Source organism: Nonomuraea rosea, assembly GCF_039539705.1.
In the GTDB taxonomy this organism is placed as follows: Bacteria; Actinomycetota; Actinomycetes; order Streptosporangiales; family Streptosporangiaceae; genus Nonomuraea; species Nonomuraea rosea.
On sequence record NZ_BAABDQ010000022.1, the window covers coordinates 112,980 to 131,653 of the forward strand.

17 protein-coding genes are annotated in these 18,674 nt (G+C 71.2%); 6 read left to right on the top strand and 11 right to left on the bottom strand.

The genetic code is table 11. The features are described 5' to 3' along the window. Positions 1-110: 110 nt before the first annotated feature. The 4 genes from ABEA43_RS39360 to ABEA43_RS39375 all read right to left on the bottom strand — a co-directional run bounded on the left by ABEA43_RS39360 (position 111) and on the right by ABEA43_RS39375 (position 3,133). Complete coding sequence (locus ABEA43_RS39360; RefSeq protein ID WP_345570147.1) at positions 111-551, bottom strand: cupin domain-containing protein; 441 nt, start codon at positions 549-551, stop codon at positions 111-113. Between the two features lie 103 nt (positions 552-654). Continuing rightward, complete coding sequence (locus ABEA43_RS39365; RefSeq protein ID WP_345570148.1) at positions 655-780, bottom strand: hypothetical protein; 126 nt, start codon at positions 778-780, stop codon at positions 655-657. 143 nt (positions 781-923) lie between these two features. Beyond that, the gene (locus tag ABEA43_RS39370) at positions 924-2,159 is read right to left on the bottom strand and encodes an MFS transporter (RefSeq protein WP_345570150.1); all 1,236 of its coding nucleotides are present in this window, start codon (positions 2,157-2,159) and stop codon (positions 924-926) included. 47 nt (positions 2,160-2,206) lie between these two features. Further along, positions 2,207-3,133 carry an aldo/keto reductase gene (locus tag ABEA43_RS39375; RefSeq protein WP_345570301.1) on the bottom strand — a complete coding sequence of 309 codons (927 nt, stop codon included), beginning with the start codon at positions 3,131-3,133 and terminating at the stop codon, positions 2,207-2,209. Between ABEA43_RS39375 and ABEA43_RS39380 the strand changes: the two genes are divergently transcribed. From ABEA43_RS39380 to ABEA43_RS39390, 3 genes are all read left to right on the top strand, one after another. Next, the gene (locus ABEA43_RS39380) at positions 3,084-3,515 is read left to right on the top strand and encodes an SbtR family transcriptional regulator (RefSeq protein WP_345570152.1); all 432 of its coding nucleotides are present in this window, start codon (positions 3,084-3,086) and stop codon (positions 3,513-3,515) included. The two genes, ABEA43_RS39375 and ABEA43_RS39380, sit on opposite strands and share 50 nt — an antisense overlap. Before the next feature lie 122 nt (positions 3,516-3,637). Further along, complete coding sequence (locus tag ABEA43_RS39385; RefSeq protein ID WP_345570153.1) at positions 3,638-4,885, top strand: MFS transporter; 1,248 nt, start codon at positions 3,638-3,640, stop codon at positions 4,883-4,885. A 90-nt stretch (positions 4,886-4,975) separates the two neighbouring features. Beyond that, positions 4,976-6,109 (top strand): acyl-CoA dehydrogenase family protein, encoded by a 1,134-nt coding sequence (locus ABEA43_RS39390; protein ID WP_345570154.1) that lies wholly within the window; start codon positions 4,976-4,978, stop codon positions 6,107-6,109. 51 nt (positions 6,110-6,160) lie between these two features. Here the strand turns inward: ABEA43_RS39390 and ABEA43_RS39395 are convergent, their stop codons facing one another. Continuing rightward, on the bottom strand, positions 6,161-7,135 hold the full coding sequence (locus ABEA43_RS39395) for an FkbM family methyltransferase (protein WP_345570155.1): 975 nt from the start codon (positions 7,133-7,135) through the stop codon (positions 6,161-6,163). A gap of 79 nt (positions 7,136-7,214) precedes the next feature. Continuing rightward, entirely contained in the window at positions 7,215-7,565 is a 351-nt protein-coding gene (locus ABEA43_RS39400; protein ID WP_345570157.1) for a hypothetical protein, read from the bottom strand. A 401-nt stretch (positions 7,566-7,966) separates the two neighbouring features. Between ABEA43_RS39400 and ABEA43_RS39405 the strand changes: the two genes are divergently transcribed. Together ABEA43_RS39405 and ABEA43_RS39410 are read left to right on the top strand one after the other, a co-directional pair. Then, on the top strand, positions 7,967-8,458 hold the full coding sequence (locus ABEA43_RS39405; RefSeq protein WP_345570158.1) for a methyltransferase domain-containing protein: 492 nt from the start codon (positions 7,967-7,969) through the stop codon (positions 8,456-8,458). Between the two features lie 206 nt (positions 8,459-8,664). Next, positions 8,665-10,965: a polysaccharide lyase 8 family protein gene (locus ABEA43_RS39410; RefSeq protein WP_345570159.1), complete on the top strand. Its 2,301-nt coding sequence runs from the start codon at positions 8,665-8,667 to the stop codon at positions 10,963-10,965. A 121-nt stretch (positions 10,966-11,086) separates the two neighbouring features. Here the strand turns inward: ABEA43_RS39410 and ABEA43_RS39415 are convergent, their stop codons facing one another. Next, entirely contained in the window at positions 11,087-14,428 is a 3,342-nt protein-coding gene (locus ABEA43_RS39415) for a 3-keto-alpha-glucoside-1,2-lyase-like domain-containing protein (RefSeq protein ID WP_345570160.1), read from the bottom strand. Positions 14,429-14,640: 212 nt separating this feature from the next. Beyond that, entirely contained in the window at positions 14,641-15,234 is a 594-nt protein-coding gene (locus ABEA43_RS39420; RefSeq protein ID WP_345570161.1) for a TIGR03086 family metal-binding protein, read from the bottom strand. A 140-nt stretch (positions 15,235-15,374) separates the two neighbouring features. Between ABEA43_RS39420 and ABEA43_RS39425 the strand changes: the two genes are divergently transcribed. Further along, complete coding sequence (locus ABEA43_RS39425) at positions 15,375-15,803, top strand: MmcQ/YjbR family DNA-binding protein (RefSeq protein ID WP_345570163.1); 429 nt, start codon at positions 15,375-15,377, stop codon at positions 15,801-15,803. Positions 15,804-15,904: 101 nt separating this feature from the next. On the opposite strand, the gene ABEA43_RS39430 is transcribed toward ABEA43_RS39425, so the two are convergent. The 3 genes from ABEA43_RS39430 to ABEA43_RS39440 form a co-directional block, all read right to left on the bottom strand. Further along, on the bottom strand, positions 15,905-16,729 hold the full coding sequence (locus ABEA43_RS39430; protein WP_345570165.1) for an SDR family NAD(P)-dependent oxidoreductase: 825 nt from the start codon (positions 16,727-16,729) through the stop codon (positions 15,905-15,907). A 439-nt stretch (positions 16,730-17,168) separates the two neighbouring features. Then, positions 17,169-18,032 carry a 5-oxoprolinase subunit C family protein gene (locus ABEA43_RS39435; protein WP_345570167.1) on the bottom strand — a complete coding sequence of 288 codons (864 nt, stop codon included), beginning with the start codon at positions 18,030-18,032 and terminating at the stop codon, positions 17,169-17,171. Next, entirely contained in the window at positions 18,029-18,673 is a 645-nt protein-coding gene (locus tag ABEA43_RS39440; protein ID WP_345570168.1) for a 5-oxoprolinase subunit B family protein, read from the bottom strand. Before ABEA43_RS39440 ends, ABEA43_RS39435 begins: the two co-directional genes overlap by 4 nt. Position 18,674: the final 1 nt, after the last annotated feature.

Below are 18,674 nucleotides of genomic sequence, written 5' to 3' on the forward strand. Positions count from 1 at the left end.
ATGCCGTTGGCCGCAAGATCCTATCTGAGACGCCGGCGGTGTCCGGCAACGCCGAAGGCGGGAACCGGATCCGGTTCCCGCCTTCGGCAGTGCCTACGAGTGGACCCTGGTCATGACCGCGGCGCGCGGCGGTCCCGCCGAGCCTCCAGCTCCTCCGCGCCGACCGGGACCAGCATCGGCTGCCCAGGCGCGCAGAACATCGTCACCACGAACGCCGACTCCTCCTCGGCGAGGTGGTTGCCGTCCTGGTAGTGGATCACGTCCCCACCCGGCTCCCAGAACGCCTCACCGGCCCGGACGACCCGCACGGGCTCGCCTTCGAGCTCGAAGTTGATGGCCCCCTTGACCACGAACCCGTACGCGGGCCCGGAGTGCCGGTGCGGCGGCGCACCAGGGCTGTTCGGCGGCAACGTGACCAGGATCGTCATCGCCTCGGCCCCCTCCGGCGCGGGCGGCGCGCCCGGCACGGTCGCGACCACGTCGATCTTCGGCGGCGGCCCGCTCTTGTCAGGGTTGTCGAGGTGGTGGGCGTGCGCGTGATCGGTGCTCATCAGGCTTCCTTCGCGAAAACGGTGGCCGGCTCGGGTCCGGCCGTGCACCAGCTCAGACCGGACAGCGCTCCGATCTGTGACAACGACCGGAACCACGCGCCCGCTACCTGGCGGCGCGCAGGCCGAGGACGTCCACGGGGGTGGCCGGGCCACGAGCCCGCAGGGCCTGGTATTCGGCATGCCGGTCGACCGCGGTGGGATCGATGACGAACGGGGGAGGCTGGGACACGTGTCCTCTCCTGACGATCGCCGCAGCGCAGCGGAGGAAGGGGCTCCTGGCGGGCACGCGGGTTGCGGCCCTGAGCCCTGCACGTGGTTAGACCGGACAGCCTGGGCCATGCGTGACAGCCGGCCGGCGACCCCTTTCGGAGATCAGGATAGCCGCAGCTCAGCTCGCTGGTCCGGAGCCTGGCTCCGTGCTCGTCGCGCGCTGATCGTCATCACCGCGAGCGCGGCCAGGACGATGGCGGCGCCGACGTACAGGGGAGCGGCGTAGCCGAGGCCCGCGCTGATGGCCAGGCCGCCGAGCCAGGCCCCCAGGGCGTTGCCGACGTTCGAGGCCGACACGTTGGCGCTGGCGGCGAGCGGGACGCCGTTCGCGTAGTCGGTGACGCGGGTGATCATGCCGGGGACGCCGGCGAACCCGAACAGGCCCAGCAGGAAGACCAGGATCACCGCCGCGACGGGACTGCCGGCCAGCAGCCCGAACGCGATGAGGGTGGCGGCGAGCCCGGCCAGCGAGACGATCAGCGTGCGATCCCGGTCGCCGTCCGCGGCCCGCCCGCCGGCCAGGTTCCCGATCACCAGGCCGGAGCCGTACACGACGAGCAGCCAGGCGACGTCGGCGCTGGAGAAGCCGGTGACCCGGGTGAAGGTGTAGGCGATGTAGCTGAACGCGCCGAACATCCCGCCGTAACCGAGTGCGGTGGCCGCCAGCGTCAGCCAGACCTGCGCGGAGCGGAACGCGCGGAGCTGGACGCGCAGCCCGTTCAGGCCGGAGGCCGCCGAGGGATCCGCGCGGTCCACCGCGCCGGCCCAGGCCGGCACCAGCGCCGCTATGGCGATCATGGCGATCAGCCCGATCGCGGCGATCGCCCAGAACGTGACCCGCCAGCCCCAGCGCTCGCCGACCAGGGCGCCGAAGGGCACGCCGAGGACGTTCGCGAGGGTCAGTCCGGCGAACATCACCGCCACCGCCCGCGACGCCCGCTCCGCCGGGACCATGCGCCGTGCGACGAGCGAGCCGATGCCGAAGAACGAGCCGTGGCACAGGGCGGCGACGACGCGTCCGAGCAGCATCACCGCATAGCCGGGTGCGATGGCCGACAGGAGATTGCCGGCGACGAACAGCGCCACCAGCCCGATGAGCACCGACTTGCGGGACAGCCCGCTGGTGGCGGCGGTCACCACGATCGCGCCGACCGCGACGCTCAGCGCGTATCCGGAGATCAGCCAGCCCGCCGCGGCTTCGGACACGGCCAGGCTCTGGCTCACCTGCGGAAGCAGGCCCGCGATCACGAACTCGGTCAGGCCGATCCCGAAACTGCCGAGGGTCAGCGCGACGAGCCCGACGGGCATGCGCCGGCCGCCGTGCACCTGAATGCTCATCCGGACATCATCCACCGGGGCACGAACCGGCCGGCGGGCGGAGGTGGTCAGGCGGCGGCTCGCTCACCGACGGCCCGCCGGCGGAGCGCCGTGCGCCGGAGGGCCGGGACAAGGTAGGCGGACTGGTCGGGCGAGCCGACATCGGTGCCGGGCGGCACGATCTCGTCGATCCGGTCGAGGATCTCGTCGGTGAGGGTCACGTCCACGCCGGCGAGCAGGTCGTCGAGCTGCTCCATCGTGCGCGGCCCGAGCAGCGCGCTGGTCACGCCCGGATGGGCGATCGCGAACGCCATCGCGAGGTGGGTCATCGGCAGGCCCGCCTCTTCTGCGAGCGGGACGAGCCGTTCGACGACGTCGAGCCGGCGCTCATCGCTGAAGCTCGTGAGCATGGCGGCGCGGCGGAGGTCGGTCTGCCGGCCCTTACGGATCCGCCCGGTGAGCATCCCCTTCGCGAGCGGGCTCCAGACCAGCGTGCCCATCCCGTAGCGCTGGGCGACGGGCAGCACCTCGGCCTCGATGCCACGGCTGAGGATCGAGTAGGTCGGCTGCTCGGCACGGAACCGTTCCAGGCCGCGCCGCTCGGCTGCCCACCGGGCCTCGACGATGTCGGAGACGGGCATCGCGGACGACCCGATCACCCGGACCTTGCCGCTGTGGATCAGGTCCGAGAGCGCGGACAGCGTCTCCTCGATGTCGGTGTCGGGGTCGGGCCGGTGGATCTGGTAGAGGTCGATGTGGTCGGTCCGCAGGCGACGCAGCGAGCTCTCGACCGCGGTCATGATCCAGCGCCTGGAGTTGCCTCGCTGGTTGGGGCCATCACCCATCGGGAGATGCAGCTTGGTCGCGAGGACGACGTCGTCGCGACGCCCCTTGAGCGCCTTGCCCACGATCTCCTCGGACTCGCCGCGGGAGTAGGCGTCGGCGGTGTCGACGAAATTGATCCCCGCGTCCAGCGCCTTGTGGATGATGCGGATCGAGTCGTCCGTCTTCCGCCACGAAGTCGACGCGTGCGCAGCAGCCGCCTCCGCCCTCTCGGACCGGTACGAGCCGATCGAGGCCCTCGCCCGGTGGCTGCACCGCTTCGCGCACTTCGTCGCCACCAAACGCGGGCTCAAGACCGCCCTGCACTCCGGCGACCCCGCCTACGAGAACCTGCCCGCCTACTTCGAGCAGCGCTTCGTCCCCGTCGTGGCGGAGCTGCTGGACGCCGCCGCCGCGTCCGGCGGCATCCGCTCCGGCGTCGTCCCGTACGACCTGCTGCGCGCCATCAGCAGCATCGTCGAACCGGACGACGAGGCCTACACCCGGCGCATGATCGACCTGCTCGTCGACGGCCTCCGATACCAGACCGGGTGAGCTGCGCCGCCGCACAACAGGTGGTTGTGCGTCCGGCCGGATCGGTTGTTTGATCTCGCCGCCCACTTGTCGCTTTGATGCTTGCGGTTGTTCGGGGCGGGGCGGCGGGAGGCGGGTCGGGTATGACGGGCGGCAGGCGGGGGCTGGGGCGGCGGTTCGGGTGGTTGTGGGCGGCTTTTGCGGTCAGCTCGTACGGCACAAGCCTCGGGTTCGGGGCGTTCTCCTTCATCGCGGTCCTCGTGCTGCACTCGGGTCCGGCCGAGGTGTCGGCGCTGTCCGCCGCGGGGCTGGCGGTGGGGGCGGTGGTCGCGATACCGCTCGGACCATGGGTGGAGTTCCGCCGTAAGCGGTCGGTGATGGTGGCGATGGACCTGACCCGGTTCGCGGCGTTGATGAGCATTCCCATCGCGTTCGCGCTCGGCCTGCTCAGCTTCGTCCAGCTCCTCGTCGTCTCCGTGGTCGTCGCCGCTGCCAAGATCGCGTTCAACGCGGCCGGCGGGGCGTACCTGAAGGCGCTCGTGCCACCGGCGGACCTGCTCGTCGCCAACAGCCGGTTCGAGTCCACGACGTGGACCGCGACCGTCGTCGGGCCGCCGCTCGGCGGGGCCGCGATCGGGATGTTCGGCCCGGTGACGACGGTGGTGGCCGACGCGGTCAGCTACCTGCTGTCGGCACTGGGCGTCCGCGCGATCGGCGGACGCGAGCCGCGGCCTGAGCGAGCCGGCGGGCCGCGGCTGCGCGCCGGCGACCTGCTCGAAGGGTGGCGCGCCATCCTGGCCCACCGGGCGCTGCGCCGGCTGTTCTGCAACACCATTCTGTGCAACGGCCTGCTCCTGGCGACCGAGCCGCTGCTCGCCGTGCTCCTGCTGGGCAGCCTCGGGTTCGCACCCTGGCAGTACGGACTCGCGTTCGCCCTCCCGTGCGTCGGCGGCCTGATCGGGGCACGGCTGGCGCGCCGGCTCGTGGCGCGGTTCGGGCAGCACAAGGTGATGCTCGCCGCCGGGACGCTGCGCGCGTGCTGGCCGGTCGGCCTGGCGTTCGTCCAGCCCGGCGTCCCCGGGATCGTGCTCGTCATCGTCGTCCAGTTCGGCCTGGTGACCTGCATCGGCGTCTTCAACCCGGTGCTGGCCACCTACCGGCTCGCCCACACCGACCCCGGCCGGGTGGCCCGCACCTTGTCCGCGTGGGCGGTCAGCAGCAGCGCCACCACCGCGGCCCTGACCGCCGTATGGGGTCTGCTGGCCGCCGTCACCAGCCCCCGCGCCGCGATCGCGATCGCCGGAGTCCTCTTCCTGGCCACCCCGTTCCTGCTCCCGCGCCGCGAGAACGCGCCGCGGGTCGCGGGGGAACCCGCCGTGAGCCACCCCTGAGAGGGTGGACGGCGGGAGGTAGCCGGGTACGTAACGCGCGACAGGGACGAGCGGCGGCAGACACCGCGTCGATCTCACCGAGGAGCAGCGATGACGCAGACCGCATTCGACCGGATGCTCGCGGAGCTGGCCGATCGCCGTGCGGAGTTCCACGTCCAGGGCTACGTCTCCAAGGACTTCGTCGGCAAGCTCAAGGCGCTCGGCCTCTACAGGTCCGCGACGCCCGAGCAGTTCGGCGGCGAGACGATGCCTCCCGCCGTCTTCCTCGACAAGATCGAACGGATCTCGGCCGTCGACGGCTCGACCGGCTGGGTGGCCAGCTTCGGCTCCCAGCTGGTCTACCTCGGCTCGCTGCCCCTGGAAACCCAGGCCAAGCTGTACGCCGACGGTCCCGACGTGGTGTTCGCGGGCGCGCTCTTCCCGGTGCAGCAGGCCGCCCCGACCGAGCGCGGATTCCTGGTCAACGGCCGGTGGAAGTTCGCCAGCGGGTGCATGGCCGCCGACATCGTCTGCGTCGGCATCCCAGGGGACGACTCCACCCTCGGTAAGCCGCGTGGCGCGCTGATCCGCCCGGAGCGCCTGGAGATCGTGCCGGACTGGGACGTCGTGGGCATGCGCGGCACGGGCTCGTTCGACCTGGTCGCGACGGACGTCGAGGTCGAACGCGAGTGGACCTTCATCCGCGGCGGCGAGCCGGTCGTCGACGAGCCGCTCTACCGCTACCCCGCGATCACGTACGCCGCCCAGGCCCTCTCCGTCGTCTCGGCGGGGGTGGCGAGGGCCGCCCTCACCTTCGCCAAGGAGATCGGCAGCGGCCGGGCGAGCATCACCGGCGCTCCGAAGCTCGCCGACCGTGCCTACTACCGGGCCGGCATCGCCGAGGCCGAAGCCACGTTGAGATCCGCCCGCGCCTACTTCTACGAGGCCGCCGACGACGCCTGGCAGTCACTCGTCGCGGGCCGCCCGATCCTAGGAACGGTCAGCGACGAGCAGAACGCGCATCTGCGGCTCTCCGCCGCCTATCTGGCCCGGACGTCGGCGGACGTGGTGCACAAGGTCGTCTCGCTCTCCGGCACCGCCGCCATCTACCGCGATCATCCGCTGCAGGCGCTGCTCGCCGACGCGCTCGTGCCGCAGGAGCACGCTTTTCTCAGCCCGGCGATGTACGACGCCGCCGGAGCCGTGCTCATGGGCCAGCCGCCGACCGTCCCCGCCTTCCGCTGACGACCGATGCCCGGATCGGGCGGCTCCCACCCCGGCATGCCCGGCCGCCGGTCAGAGGTTGTGCCATTGCCGGACCGCGTCCAGGTGTTCACGGCGGCCGATGGCCACGAGATTGGAGCGGTAGAGGCCGATCGCGTCAGGGGCGTCGAGGTCGGCTCGCGTGCACGGACGCAGGACGTTGTTCAGCTCGTCCACCAGGAAGACCCAGCGGTAGTGGGCGAAGACGAGGTCGAGCAGGTCGCCCGCGTCTCCGCCGCAGTTCGCCTGGAGCTCGGGATGCAGCTCGAACAGCAGCGTCGGCGCGGAGGCGAGGGCCTGGGCCGCCCCCTGCAGCACGAAGCCCTCGTACCCCTCGACGTCGATCTTGACGACGTCGGGCGGGCCGAGGTCGTTGCCATCGAGGTAGGCGTCGATCGACGTCATGGGCACGGTGACGGCGCCGGCGGAGGTGCCCACGTTCGCCGCGGCGGCCGAGTGTTTGCCGGACTGCTCGCCTGACAGGTGGATGGTCAGCTCGCCGGACGCGGCTCCGACGGCCATCTGCTCCACGGTCACGCGGCCGCCGAGCTGGTTGTCCGCCACGTTGCGCCGCAGGTAGGCGACGTTCTCGGGCACCGGCTCGAAGGCGATCAGCCTGCCGTCCTGCGGCAGCCGCGCAGCGCCCGTGCAGGCATAGGCGCCGATGTTCGCTCCGACGTCGACGATCGAACGGCTCACCGAGGCCAGCCGCTCGAAAACCCGGACCTCGAACTCCTCGTAGTATCCCGCCGAGATCGACGGCATGATCGTCGCGTCCCACACCGGACCGGTCAGCACCACACCCCGGTATCGCGCCTGCACGTCTCGATCGCCGGCGGCGACGCCCAGCCGGAACACCGTGTGGTAGAGCCGGTTGACCAGCGGGAACCGCCGGACGCTACGGCCTCTCAGCACGGTGCGGACGAGCGGGCTCCTGTTCGCCGCCCTGGCCGCGCGCATCAGCCCGATGGCGAGGGTCTGCCGTAGTCGCTTCATAGAAGTGGGCATGGTCAGCTTCTCGATCGTCAACATAAAGGACTGAGCTTGCAGCTCCTCGCCGTCGATGGTTTCGACGGTCTGGTCCGCGTCAGGCGGCGTGACTCACTGCCCAGCCCGTCTCACCGCGCGCGGCGATGTTGCGGGCTGCCCCGGCCACCGACCAGATCGACACCGTCCGCGCGTCGATCTGCCAGGACAGGCAGCGGTCGTCGAACGGCTGGGCGGCGTCGGCGCGGAAGGTGATCGGCGTGGATTCGGCCCGCACCCGGCGGGCGGACCCCACCCTGCCCAGGATCCCGGCCCGGATGCTGGCGTGCAGGTGGTGGGCCTGTCGGGAGACCTGGCAGGCGGCCGCGTTGACCGCGCGCAGGGTCGCCTGCAGCGCCGCCGCCTGCTTGGGCGTCGGCAGGAGCTTCACCTGCACCGCTAGCTTCATCATCGAACATATATCATTCGGTCCATCTCGCCGCGACGGGAACCTGATTCCAGCATTTGTCGGGGTAACGCCCGGGTCGCCGTGGCCAGCTGGGGTCGGGATCACCGGCACCGAGGACCTCGCCCTGCTCGAACGGCTGCTCTCCGGAGGCTCGGCCACCGAGCTGGTCGTCAACGCCTGGAACGGCGGCGTCTCCCTCGCGAGCTCCCTGATCCTCCTGGCGCCCACACTGAGCTGGGTCGTCGTCGCCGTCGCGCTGGCCTTCCGGATCTTCCGCTGGGAGCCGGCACCCTGAGATCAAGGACGCGTATGAATGGCCGACGTACGCGTCAGAAAGGCGTTGCGACAGCGCTCGCCGGCCGCCGCGCGGCGCGATAGTGGGAGTGCGGTTCTCAGGAGGAGACATGGCACTGAGCACGGGTGATTCCGCCGACCCTTCGAATGCCGGGCGCTACTTCGACAGCGGCATGGAGCAATTCCATCACCCGCGTCCTGTCCGCACCGGCCCGGCTCCGACCCCGCAGCGGCTGCGGCTGATGGCCGGGCTGAGCGGGCGGATCCTGGAGATCGGAGCGGGCGACGGCTCCTGCGACGCCGTGGTGTGCTCGCTGGTGCTGTGCTGCGCCACGCGCGCCCAGGAAACCCTGGGAGAGGTACGCCGGGTGCTGACGCCCGGCGGCGAGCTGCGTTTCTACGAGCACCAGCGCTCAGGCAACCCGGCGGTGACGCTGGCGGAGAGCCTGGTGACGCCGTTCTGGTCGCGGGCCACCGGCGGCTGCCATCCCGCCCGGGACACCGTGGCCGCCATCCGGCAGGCCGGCTTCGACGTCGAGATCGTGGACCGCTTCACCTTCCGCCACTTCAACCACGTCCTCGGGGTCGCGCGCCGCCCCTGACCTGCGTAGCCCTTGCGGCGGCCAGGCCCGCAGCGGAGGCTCCGCCACCCTCCAGGCGACCTCGCCACCAGCCTGATCGACGCGATCGCCGGAATGTGGCAGGCCCCGCTGAAGGCGTCTCCCGCGCCGCGAGCGCCGGAATGAGCAACCCGCCTGCCGACATAAGATCTTTTCATCGCATATTGCCCGATTGTCGGAAGGCTTCCATGACCCACCCCCTCAGCCGGAGGTCCGCCCTGCTGGGCGCCGCGGTCGTGGCCGGCCTGGCCATGTGCGACAGGCCAGCCGCGGCGTCGAACGCGGCGACCGGCGCCGCCGCGTTCGACGCCGCGCGTGAGCGATGGGTGAGCCTGCTGGCCGGTGGGTCGTACGACGCCGCCTACACCGCCAAGACGCAGGCGGTCGAGGGCTCGGCGAACGCGGTGCTGCGCAAGCTGAACCCCGTCCCCGGCCGCCCGAGCCTGTGGCCCGACCTGCCGCTGGGTAACCCCGCGACGGGCAACTTCAACCGCTCCTACAACCGCATGCGCACACTGGCGCTGGGCTGGGCCACGCCGGGCACCGCCATGTACCGGAACGCGCAGGTCGCCGCGACCGCGGCCGGCGCGCTGGACTTCCTGTACGAGCACACCTACCACGAAGGGCTCGACCGGCAGGGCAGCAACTGGTTCTGGTGGGAGATCGGCGTCCCCCGGGCGCTGACCGACACCTGCGCCCTCCTGTACGACGGCCTGCCCAGGGACCGCCTCGACCGCTGGCTGCGCCCGTTGCGCCGCTGGTGCCCCGATCCGGAACGCCGCGTCAGCCACCCCGGCGTCGTCGAGACCGGCGCCAACCGGGCGGCCAAGGCCATGGCGGTGGCGATGCGCGGACTGCTCACCCACGACGCCCGCCTGCTCAAACGGGCCAGGGACGCGGTCTCCGACCTCCTGCGGCCGACCAAGGGCCCGGGCGACGGCTTCTACCGCGACGGGTCGTTCATCCAGCACGACGTCTACCCCTACACCGGCAGCTACGGCGTGGACTACCTGGAGCACGTGGCCAAGCTGATCGCCATGCTCGCGAAGTCGCCGTGGGAGATCACCGGCATCGAGAACGTCTACGACATCGTGGACCGCTCCTTCACGCCGTTCATCTTCGACGGGCTGATGATGGACTGCGTACGCGGCCGGCAGATCTCGGTGCAGGGCCATCGCGACTACCACTCGGGGCAGAAGTCGATCGAGGCCATCCTCACCCTGCTGGAGGCGGCGCCCGAGCGCTATGCCGTGCGCTGGCGGCCGCTGGTCAAGGGCTGGCTCACCCGCAACCAGGCCGTCCCGTACGACACGCTCGCGCCGCTGGCGAGCATCGCACGGGCCAGGGCCCTGCTGGCGGACCCGTCGGTGCCGGTCGGCCCGCGCACGACGGGCACGTACGTCTTCGCCGACATGGACCGGGTCGTGCACCGCCGTCCCACCTGGGCCTACGCGATCTCGATGAGCTCGGAGCGCATCGGCGCGGCCGAGGCCATGAACGAGGAGAACCTGCGCGGCTGGTACACCGGCGACGGCATGACCTACCTCTATACCGGTGACCTCACCCACTGGAACGACGAGCTGTGGCCGACGATCGACCCGTACCGGCTGCCGGGCACGACGGTCGACACCCGCAGGCGCGCAAAGCTCCGGCACGGCAAGCGCCGGCTGCCGCCCACCCCGTGGGCGGGCGGCGTGGCACTCGACGGCGAGTACGGCGTGGCGGCCATGAAGCTGATCGCCGACGGCTCCTCGCTGCGGGCCAGGAAGGCGTGGTTCCTCCTCGATGACGCGGTGATCGCCCTCGGCACCGGCATCGCCGCCTCCGACGGCCGCCGCATCGAGACCATCGTGGAGAACCGCAACACCCACGACGCGCATCCGCCCCTGACCAAGGGCGACGGCTGGGTCCATCTGTCCGGCGTGGCCGGTTACGCGCTGCTCGACGGCGTCGATCCGAAGGTGATCCGCAAGAAGCGCACCGGCCGCTGGCGGGACATCGACACCGGCGCCACCACCGGAGGCGACAAGACCAGCGTCACCAGGCACTACACGACGATCCTGATCGACCACGGCGTCGATCCGCGCAAGGGGCGCTACGCCTACGCCGTGCTGCCCGACGCCTCCGTCGCGCAGACCGCGGCGTACCGGGGGCGGATCGAGATCCTCGCCAACTCCCGGGCGGTGCAGGCCCTCACCCGCGACAACCTGTTCGCCGCCGTCTTCTGGCGCGCGGGGACCGTCGAGACCGCGGACGGGCCGCTCGCCGCCGACGGCCCGTGCACGCTGCTGATCCGCCGCGACCAGCAGCGGGTACGGCTCGCGGTCTCCGACCCGTCCAGGACCGCCGGCGAGGTGAAGATCACGCTGCCCTGGCCGGTGAGATCGGTCGCGGAGAGCGACCGCGGCGTGCGCAAGTCCAAGAGGGCGGTCAAGGTGGAGCTCGGCGGCAGCCGCGGGCACGCCCGCACCGCGGTGGTGCACGTCTGAGAGCCGCACCCGGCCCTGGTCCGGCAAGCCCCGGTCCGGCAAGCCCCGGTCCGGCAGGCCCCGGTCCGGCAAGCCCTGGTCCGGCAGGCCGCGGGACGGCGGCCTGCCGGGCCGGATGACGTCAGGAGACGGGCTCGATCCACACGTTGCGGAAACGGGGATTCTCGCCGGGATCGCCGTGGTCCTGAAGGCGGATCCCGCCCGACGCCGCGTTCTCCGGGATGTGGTCGCCGGTGCCGCCGTCGATGGCCACGTCGTCGTGCACCACCACGCCGTTCCAGGTGACCGTCACCCGTGCGTTGTCGGTCTTCACCCCCGCGCCGGTGTAGCGGGCCGCGCGGAAGGCGATCTCGTAGGTCTGCCACGTTCCCGGGGCCGTGGCCATGTTGCGGTCGGGCGCGCGCTTGGAGTAGATCGAGCCCGCCTCGTTGGCGGCCGGCGTGGTGTCACCGTACGACTCCAGGACCTGCAACTCGTAGCGTTCCTGGAGGAAGATGCCGCTGTTGCCGCGCTGCTGCCCGGTCACGTCCGGCGGGTAGTCCGGCTCGTACCATTCGACGTGCAGCCTGAAGTCGCCGAACGTCTGCCGGGTGCGGATGTCGCCGCCGTACGCCTCCACCGAGCCGTTCGCGATCGGCCAGGTCGCCGCCCCGCCGGCCCGTTTCTCCCAGGCCGCCAGGCTGGACCCGTCGAACAGCGTGATCCGCTCGGCCTTCGAGAGGGTGATGTGGTCGAGGCTGAGCTGCCCGGTGTCGCCGGAGTCGTACCGGTAGGCGATGCTGTTCGAGCCCCGCCTCAGGGTGAGCGCCTCGGTCTGGACGGCCCAGGAGTCCCAGCCGCCGGTGCCGGCCAGCCGCACCTGCCTGACCTTGGTCCCGTTGACGTACACGCTCACCGACGTGCCGGCCTCGGCCGCGTAGCGGAGCCCGACGTTGTGCGTGCCGGGGGAGTCCGTCCGTACGGTGAACGACGTGCTCGCGCCCGGGGCCGTGTAGCCGCTGACGAAGCCCGTGCCGGTGTGGCCCTGATGGTCCGTGCCGACCTTCGCGCCACCGCGCAGCACGGCGTTCTCCGCCTCCAGCACCGGTCGTGCGGACACGGTGATGGCGTCCAGGTTGACGTGGCCCGCGTCGCCGCTGTCGTAGGTGTAGGCGATGGTGTTGGCGCCGGCCTTCAGCACGAGTGGTTCGAGCCGGGTGGCCCACAGGTCCCATGTGTCCGTGGTGGGCAGCGGCACCTGCCTGACCTTGGTCCCGTTGACGTACACGCTCAGCGACTTGAGGCCGGGCGCGGGGTGCGGGCCGTTGGAGTAGCGCAGGCCCACGTGGTACGTGCCGGCCTCGGCCGCCTGTACGGCGAACTGCGTGGCCGCCCCCGGGGTCCCGTAGCCGGCGACGAAGCCGGCGCCCGAGTAGCCCAGATGGTCGGTGTCCATCCCGGTGCCGCCGCTGTGTGACGCGCTCTCCGCCTCGTAAAGGGTGTCCGTCGCCGGGGCGCCGACCAGCGAGTTGAGCGTGTACCAGGCTTCGGTGCTCCACAGCGGCGACCCCGAGGCCGAGCTGAACGGACGCGGTGACCGCAGATGCACCACGCGCCCCGCCTTCAGCCCCGCGATCTTGAGCGTGACCTTCTTCCCGCCGGAGCTCAGCTTCGCGGAGGTGACGGGCAGCGGCTCCTCGTCCACCTTGGGGCCGCCGTAGGTGGAGGCCGCGACGTACCGCCACTGGGTTGCCTGGTACTTGGCCGCCAGCGACGCGGCGGTCTCCGCCGACAGCGGCTGGGTGTACTCCAGCTCGAAGCCGCCCTCGATCGCGCGCATCTTCAGGATGTCGAACGCGTCGCTGCCGCTCAGGGTCAGCTTCTGCAGGCCGTAGGTGAGTTTGCCCGGCTGGCCCCAGTTTCCGCCGGCGCCCAGACCGCCGGCGTAGATGGCGCCGTCGGGCCCCAGGGTGATCCGGTTGATCCCCGCCTCCAGCCCCTGGGTGAAGCGGAAGACCGCGCCCTGGTACTCGCCGTTGACCTTCTCGAGGTAGGCCCGCTGGATCCCGCCGTAGGTGACGTCGCCGAACAGCATCTGCCCCGCGAACCTGCCCCGCCTCATGAGGAGCGGGGTGCTGGGGGAGTTGGCGATCTCGTTGTGCGGCAGCCACAGCACGGGCCGGCTCACCAGGTTGCCGTCGAACGGGCCGTCAGGGTTGGTGTAGTGGTTGAAGAACCGGTCCTTCTTGATGTGCACCAGTTTCGAGGCGGGCAGCCAGCCGCCCTGGTTGTCCGTGACGAACAGCTCACCTTCAGGACCCCAGCCGAGCCCGTTGGGCGTGCGCAGGCCGCCGGCGAGGTACTCGACCTTCCCGGTGGCCTTGTCGACCTTGATGGTCGTGCCCCTGTCCCGCGCCGGTTGCGGGTCGGTGGTGGCGCCGCCGTAGTTGATGGCGACGGAGAGGTTGATGTAGAAGTGGCCGCCGCGATAGAGCAGCCCGAACGCGAACTCGTGGAAGTTGCCGCCGAAGGGCCAGCTCGCCACGGTCCTGAGGTTGTCGGCGACCTCGTCGCCGTCGGTGTCGTTCAGCTCCACCAGCCGGGACTTCTCCGAGACGTAGAGCTTGCCGTCCACGTACTTGATGCCCATGGGCTCCTGCAGCCCGCTGGCGATCTTCTTGGCGGTCACCTGCGCGGGTGAGGTCGTGCCGGTGACGTGGTCGAGCAGGTAGACCTCGCCGAGCTTGGTCTCAGAACCGCCCCACGTGGCGATCGCCAGCCGGTCGTCCGGCAGCCAGTCCATCGCGGTGACCTGCGGCTCGAACCCGGCCGGGCGCAGGTCGGTGAGCGTGAGGTCAGGGTGCGCCGACGTCAGCGGCAGCCCGTCGCCGGGGGAGTCGGCGCCGCTCTCGCACTCCTTGCGCCCGGGGGCGGTGACCCGCACCACGCCCGCGTCCGTGCTCAGCACCGAGGTCGGCACGAGGACGAAGTCGGCGGATCCCGGCGGTTTCCATTCCAGCTTGAGCTGCTGGCCGTACAGGTGCTCGAAGTGGTCGACGCGCAGCGCGTGGTAGCCGGCGGTCAACGTGATCGTGCCGGCCACGGCGATCGGCGCGTGCCGCCCGTCGTTGGTGATCACCACGGTGTCGTCGATGCGCAGCCGGGAGCCGTCGTCGCTGGTGAGCCGGAACTCGTACGTGCCTGCGGCGGGGATGGCGATGTTGCCGACGGCCTCGGTGACGAACATGTCGGTCAGGCCGAAGTCGGCGTCGGAGGCCCAGTCGATCGTGGGCATCAGCTTGTCCACGTTGGGAGTCTGACCGGACTTGAGCGTGCAGAGCTTGGACAGCTCGACCTGGACGTCGTAGGTGCGCAGGGTGATGCCCGGCTCCTGCGGCGGCACGGCCGCGTGTGCTGGAGCGGGTGCGGCGAGGGAGGAGAGTGCGGTGATCAGTAAGACGGATAACAGGGGTAATTTCCGCATGACCTGTCCCATCTCGGCGAGGGGCCGCGTTCGGCGTGGCTGGGTACGGCATCCGCCGGGGCGGCTTGCGACCCATCGGCGGATGCCGGTCTCATTCGCTGGAACGTGCAGGGCTATTGCTGCTCTGCGCCGTAATATAAGGCGAGATCTTCAGCTTGCCCATAGCCTTTTGCCGAAAATCGGAGAAAGTCACGACATGTCGGGCGGAAGGGTCACGCCGCCTCGGGCGTCCACCCGGGGTCGCGGCCCGCGAAGCCGAGCGCACGGTCGAACGGCGGCGCGTCGTCGGCGACCTCCACCGCCGGTCCGAAAAGCCCCTCCCGCTGAGCCGCCTGTTCCGGCCGCGCCGCCGCGCTGGTGAACTCCAGGACGGCCGCCGTGTCGGCCAGACTGCACGTGAACGGCTGGCCGGTCGCGCGGGCCAGGTCCCAGCCGTGCAGGACCAGCTCGTCCAGCGCGACCACGGCCATCTGCCCGGCGGGCATCGTCACGCCGCCGGCCTCGGTCGTCCCCTCCCAGGCCTTCGGGTCCCGCCAGGACTCCACCAGTTCATCGAGCCGCTGCGGGAGCAGCGTGCGCCACTGCGGATCGAGTTGCGCGGCGGCCGTCGTCCCCGGCCCGCCGCCGGGCGGGGTCGTCTTGCGGGCCGCCCAGGTGAACGCCAGCGACAAGCCCATCAGGTGGTCGAGCAGCGCGGCGACCGGGGTGTCGGCGCACGGCGTCGGATCGTCCAGCCGGTCCTCGGTCACGCCGTCCAGCAGGCGTACCACCTCGTGGGCGGCGGACTCCAGATCGATCTCGGGCATGGCGGTTCCTCTCTGTCGTGCCTGACTAATCACTCCACCGTGCTGACTCCCCAGGATTGGGAAAGTAATCGCGGCTCCGGGAATCTCCGGTGCGCGCGGCCCGCCGGACAAATCCGGGCGACACCGCCTACGCTGGGGTCGTGCCCGACGATGACGGAGACCGGCCCGCCCGCGTCGAGGACGTGCACGAGCTGGCGCTGACGATGCCGCACGTGACCGTCGAGCACGGGACCGGCGACAATCCGATCTACCAGGTGGGCGGGAAGTCGTTCGTCTTCTTCCGCAACCCGAGGCCGGACGCGGCCGACCCGGACACCGGGGAGCGCTACGCGGACGTGATCGTCTTCTGGGTCGACTCGCAGGCGGACAAACAGGCGCTGGTCCAGGACGAGTCGTCCCCGTTCTTCACCACCGCCCACTTCAACGGCCACCCGTCGGTCCTGCTGCGGGCCGGCCGGATCGGCGAGCTCACCCGGCACGAACTGGCCGAGGTGATCCAGGACGCGTGGCTGTCCCGCGCGTCAGCGCGCAGAGCGGCGACCTGGCTCGCCGCACATCCCTCGTCGTGATCCGCGGCGGCCATCCGCCGCCAAAGCGACCCCGCGAGCAGGTGCCCGCCGGGTCGCGGGCCGCCGGTGGATGGGGTCGCGCTCCTCGTGGCCGCTCCGGATCAGCCCGGCGAGCCGCCGATTTCAGGGAACCGCTCGACCGGGAACGTCTCCACCTGCGGGCTGCGCTGCTGGACGAGGAGCCCGCCGTCCACCACGAGCGTGGCACCGGTGACGTAGGCGGATTCGTCGCCGGCGAGGAAGAGCGCCGGGCCGACCAGGTCCTGGGCCGCGCCGCTCCGGCCGAGAGGCACGGTCTCGTCCCGCAACCGGAGGGCCGCGGGCTCGAAGTGGGGCGGCCTCGTCGCGATCAGCCCGGGCACGAGGGCGTTCACCCGGATCCCGTACGGGGCGAGGTCGAGCGCCATCGAACGGGTGAGTCCCTCCACGCCCGCCTTGGACGCGTCATAGGCGACCATCCCCCGGTGCGCCCGGGTGGCCCCGCCGCTGGACATGTTGATGATGCATCCCGCCCGCCGGGGCGCCATCACGGCGGCGGCCCGGCGGCCGCACAGGTACTGGCTCTTGAGGTTGGTGTCCAGGAAGTGGTCCCACCACTGCTCGTCGGAGTCCAGGAAGTGCCGCTGGATGGTCACCTCGCCCGCGTTGTTGACCAGGATGTCGACGGTGCCGTGGCTCGAAAGCACCGTGTCGAAGAGCCGGTCCACGTCCGCCGAACGGCTGACGTCCGCGCCGACGCCGATCGCCGCCCCGCCTTCGGAGACGATCTCGCCGGCGGCCTTCTCCGCCGCGGCGCCGTCGATGTCCGCGATGACGACGCGGGCCCCCTCGTCGGCGAAGCCGACGGCGATGGCGCGGCCGATCCCGTGCGCACCGCCGGTGACGATCGCCACCCGGTCTGCGAGCCGTCCCGATGCACCGCTCATGACCACCCCTTCGGGGGTTCCCGATCTTTGGATCCCATATGAGCTTCGAGGGTATGGAGTCGTCAGGCGGGCGTCAAGATCAAAGCATGCTATATCGGCATTTAGCGTGCGATATCCATCTACCGCAACCACCAAGAGAGGCATGTACGGCGAGATTTCGGATCCGAGATGAACGCCGCCTCGCGCAGAAGCGGCGACATCGCCTGGATGTCAGGAGAGCGGCGTCCGCCACGCTTCTCGCGTCCGCCACGCGTCCGGCTTCGCGCGTCCGGGGTCCGCCACGCGTCGCGCGTCCCGCGTGCCCGGTGGCGCGGCGGCAAGGCCAGGCGACCCTGGCGTCGACTTCACACCGACGTGGTCGGCGCGCTCATGGCCTCGGCCGGGGCGGCCGCGTCCGGCCATGGTCCGCTCAGATCGGCCGCGCCCGGCCACGATTTGCTCAGATCAGCCGCGGGGGAAGCAGCCGGAAGCGTACCTGCTGCCCTGGACGGGCCTGGGCCATGAGATCGACGCTCTCGGGATCGGCCACGGCCACGACCGGATAACCGCACGTGGTGGGGTGATCGACATGAAGCATGATCGGCTGGCCGTCCGGCGGGATCTCTATCACGCCGCGGATCGCCGGTTCCGACGGCGACTCGGTGGTGATCGCGCGGGCCACCGGCGGACCCGTGAAACGGATGCCGACGCGGTCGCTGTCCGGGGTGACGGTATAGGGCGCGCCGCCCAATGAACGCAACCCATCCGGGGTGAACCAGTCGTGCCGTGGCCCCAGCGTCGCACGAACCCGGATCTCGACCGGCCATCCGGCGACCGGTGCCAGGTCGACGCGAGGATCGTGGTCGGCCTGGGCGCCGATGTGCAGCTCGTCTCCTTCCCCGAGCATGCCGGTGCCCAGGCCGGCGGCCAGGTCGGTGGCGCGGGACCCGAGCTCGCACGGTGTGTCGATCCCGCCGCGCACGCTCAGGTAGGTGCGCAGCCCTTGAGCCGGGCTGCCGAGCGCGATCTCGGCGTCCCGGGGCACCCACAGGACGGCGTTCATCCCGGCGGGCCGCCCGCCCACCACGATGGGACACGGCGCGCCGGTCAGGGCGACGGTGGCGGCCCTGGCGAACATGGCGGTGAACCCGCCGCACGTGATCTCGACGCAGGCGGCGGTCTCGGGGTTGCCGACCAGCCGGTTGGCCAGCGTGAAGCTCCGGCGGTCGGCTGCCCCGCCCGGAGCGATGCCCCACTCTCCGTAACCGGGCCGCCCGAGATCCTGTACGGTGGCCAGCGGCCCCGGCCGGATCACCTTGATCATCCGGGTTCCCGGAGGAACCGCACGCGTGTGCCCGGTGCCAGCAGGGCGGACGGCCTGCGCGTCAAGTCCCACAGCTCGTCTGAGGTATGCCCGATGACCTGCCAGCCGCCCGGGCCCGTACGCGGATAGACGCCGGTGAAGACATCCGCGAGGGCCACCGATCCCTTCGGCACCGAGAGGCGGGGGGAGCGGCGGCGCGGCACGCGCAACGCCGGGTGCCCGCCCGCGAGGAAGTAGAAGCCGGGCGCGATGCCGATCAGCGCGACGACATAGGAGCACGAGGAGTGACGCCGGATGACCTGCTCGGCGTCGAGGCCGGTCAGGCCTGTCACCTCGGGCAGGTCCGCCCCGTCGTAGCGCACGCGGATGACGGCCTCCGGCCCCGCACCCTCGCCTTCGCCTTCTCCCGAGCCTTCGCCGAAGACGTGCGGCTCGAAGTCGCGGGCGCGGATGTCGGCCGCGGTTATGGCCGCTGTCGTCACGGCCGGGTCGAAGCTCACCAGGAGGGAGCGGGCCGCCGGCACGGATTCGATCAACCCCGAGGGGGGATCGCGGCGCAGCGCCGCGTGCAGGCCGAGCACCTCGGACAGATCCGTCAGCTCGACGAGCAGAGCACTCGGACCATAGACGTGAACCCGCACG

What these genes read in the sequence shown, in the direction of transcription:
- ABEA43_RS39405 (WP_345570158.1), top strand. Translation starts at nt 7,967, where the DNA reads ATGGCACTGAGCACGGGTGATTCCGCCGACCCTTCGAATGCCGGGCGC.
- ABEA43_RS39385 (WP_345570153.1), top strand. Translation starts at nt 3,638, where the DNA reads ATGACGGGCGGCAGGCGGGGGCTGGGGCGGCGGTTCGGGTGGTTGTGG.
- ABEA43_RS39410 (WP_345570159.1), top strand. Translation starts at nt 8,665, where the DNA reads ATGACCCACCCCCTCAGCCGGAGGTCCGCCCTGCTGGGCGCCGCGGTC.
- ABEA43_RS39435 (WP_345570167.1), bottom strand. Translation starts at nt 18,032, where the DNA reads ATGATCAAGGTGATCCGGCCGGGGCCGCTGGCCACCGTACAGGATCTC.
- ABEA43_RS39390 (WP_345570154.1), top strand. Translation starts at nt 4,976, where the DNA reads ATGACGCAGACCGCATTCGACCGGATGCTCGCGGAGCTGGCCGATCGC.
- ABEA43_RS39420 (WP_345570161.1), bottom strand. Translation starts at nt 15,234, where the DNA reads ATGCCCGAGATCGATCTGGAGTCCGCCGCCCACGAGGTGGTACGCCTG.
- ABEA43_RS39360 (WP_345570147.1), bottom strand. Translation starts at nt 551, where the DNA reads ATGAGCACCGATCACGCGCACGCCCACCACCTCGACAACCCTGACAAG.
- ABEA43_RS39400 (WP_345570157.1), bottom strand. Translation starts at nt 7,565, where the DNA reads ATGATGAAGCTAGCGGTGCAGGTGAAGCTCCTGCCGACGCCCAAGCAG.
- ABEA43_RS39430 (WP_345570165.1), bottom strand. Translation starts at nt 16,729, where the DNA reads ATGAGCGGTGCATCGGGACGGCTCGCAGACCGGGTGGCGATCGTCACC.
- ABEA43_RS39370 (WP_345570150.1), bottom strand. Translation starts at nt 2,159, where the DNA reads ATGAGCATTCAGGTGCACGGCGGCCGGCGCATGCCCGTCGGGCTCGTC.
- ABEA43_RS39415 (WP_345570160.1), bottom strand. Translation starts at nt 14,428, where the DNA reads ATGCGGAAATTACCCCTGTTATCCGTCTTACTGATCACCGCACTCTCC.
- ABEA43_RS39395 (WP_345570155.1), bottom strand. Translation starts at nt 7,135, where the DNA reads ATGCCCACTTCTATGAAGCGACTACGGCAGACCCTCGCCATCGGGCTG.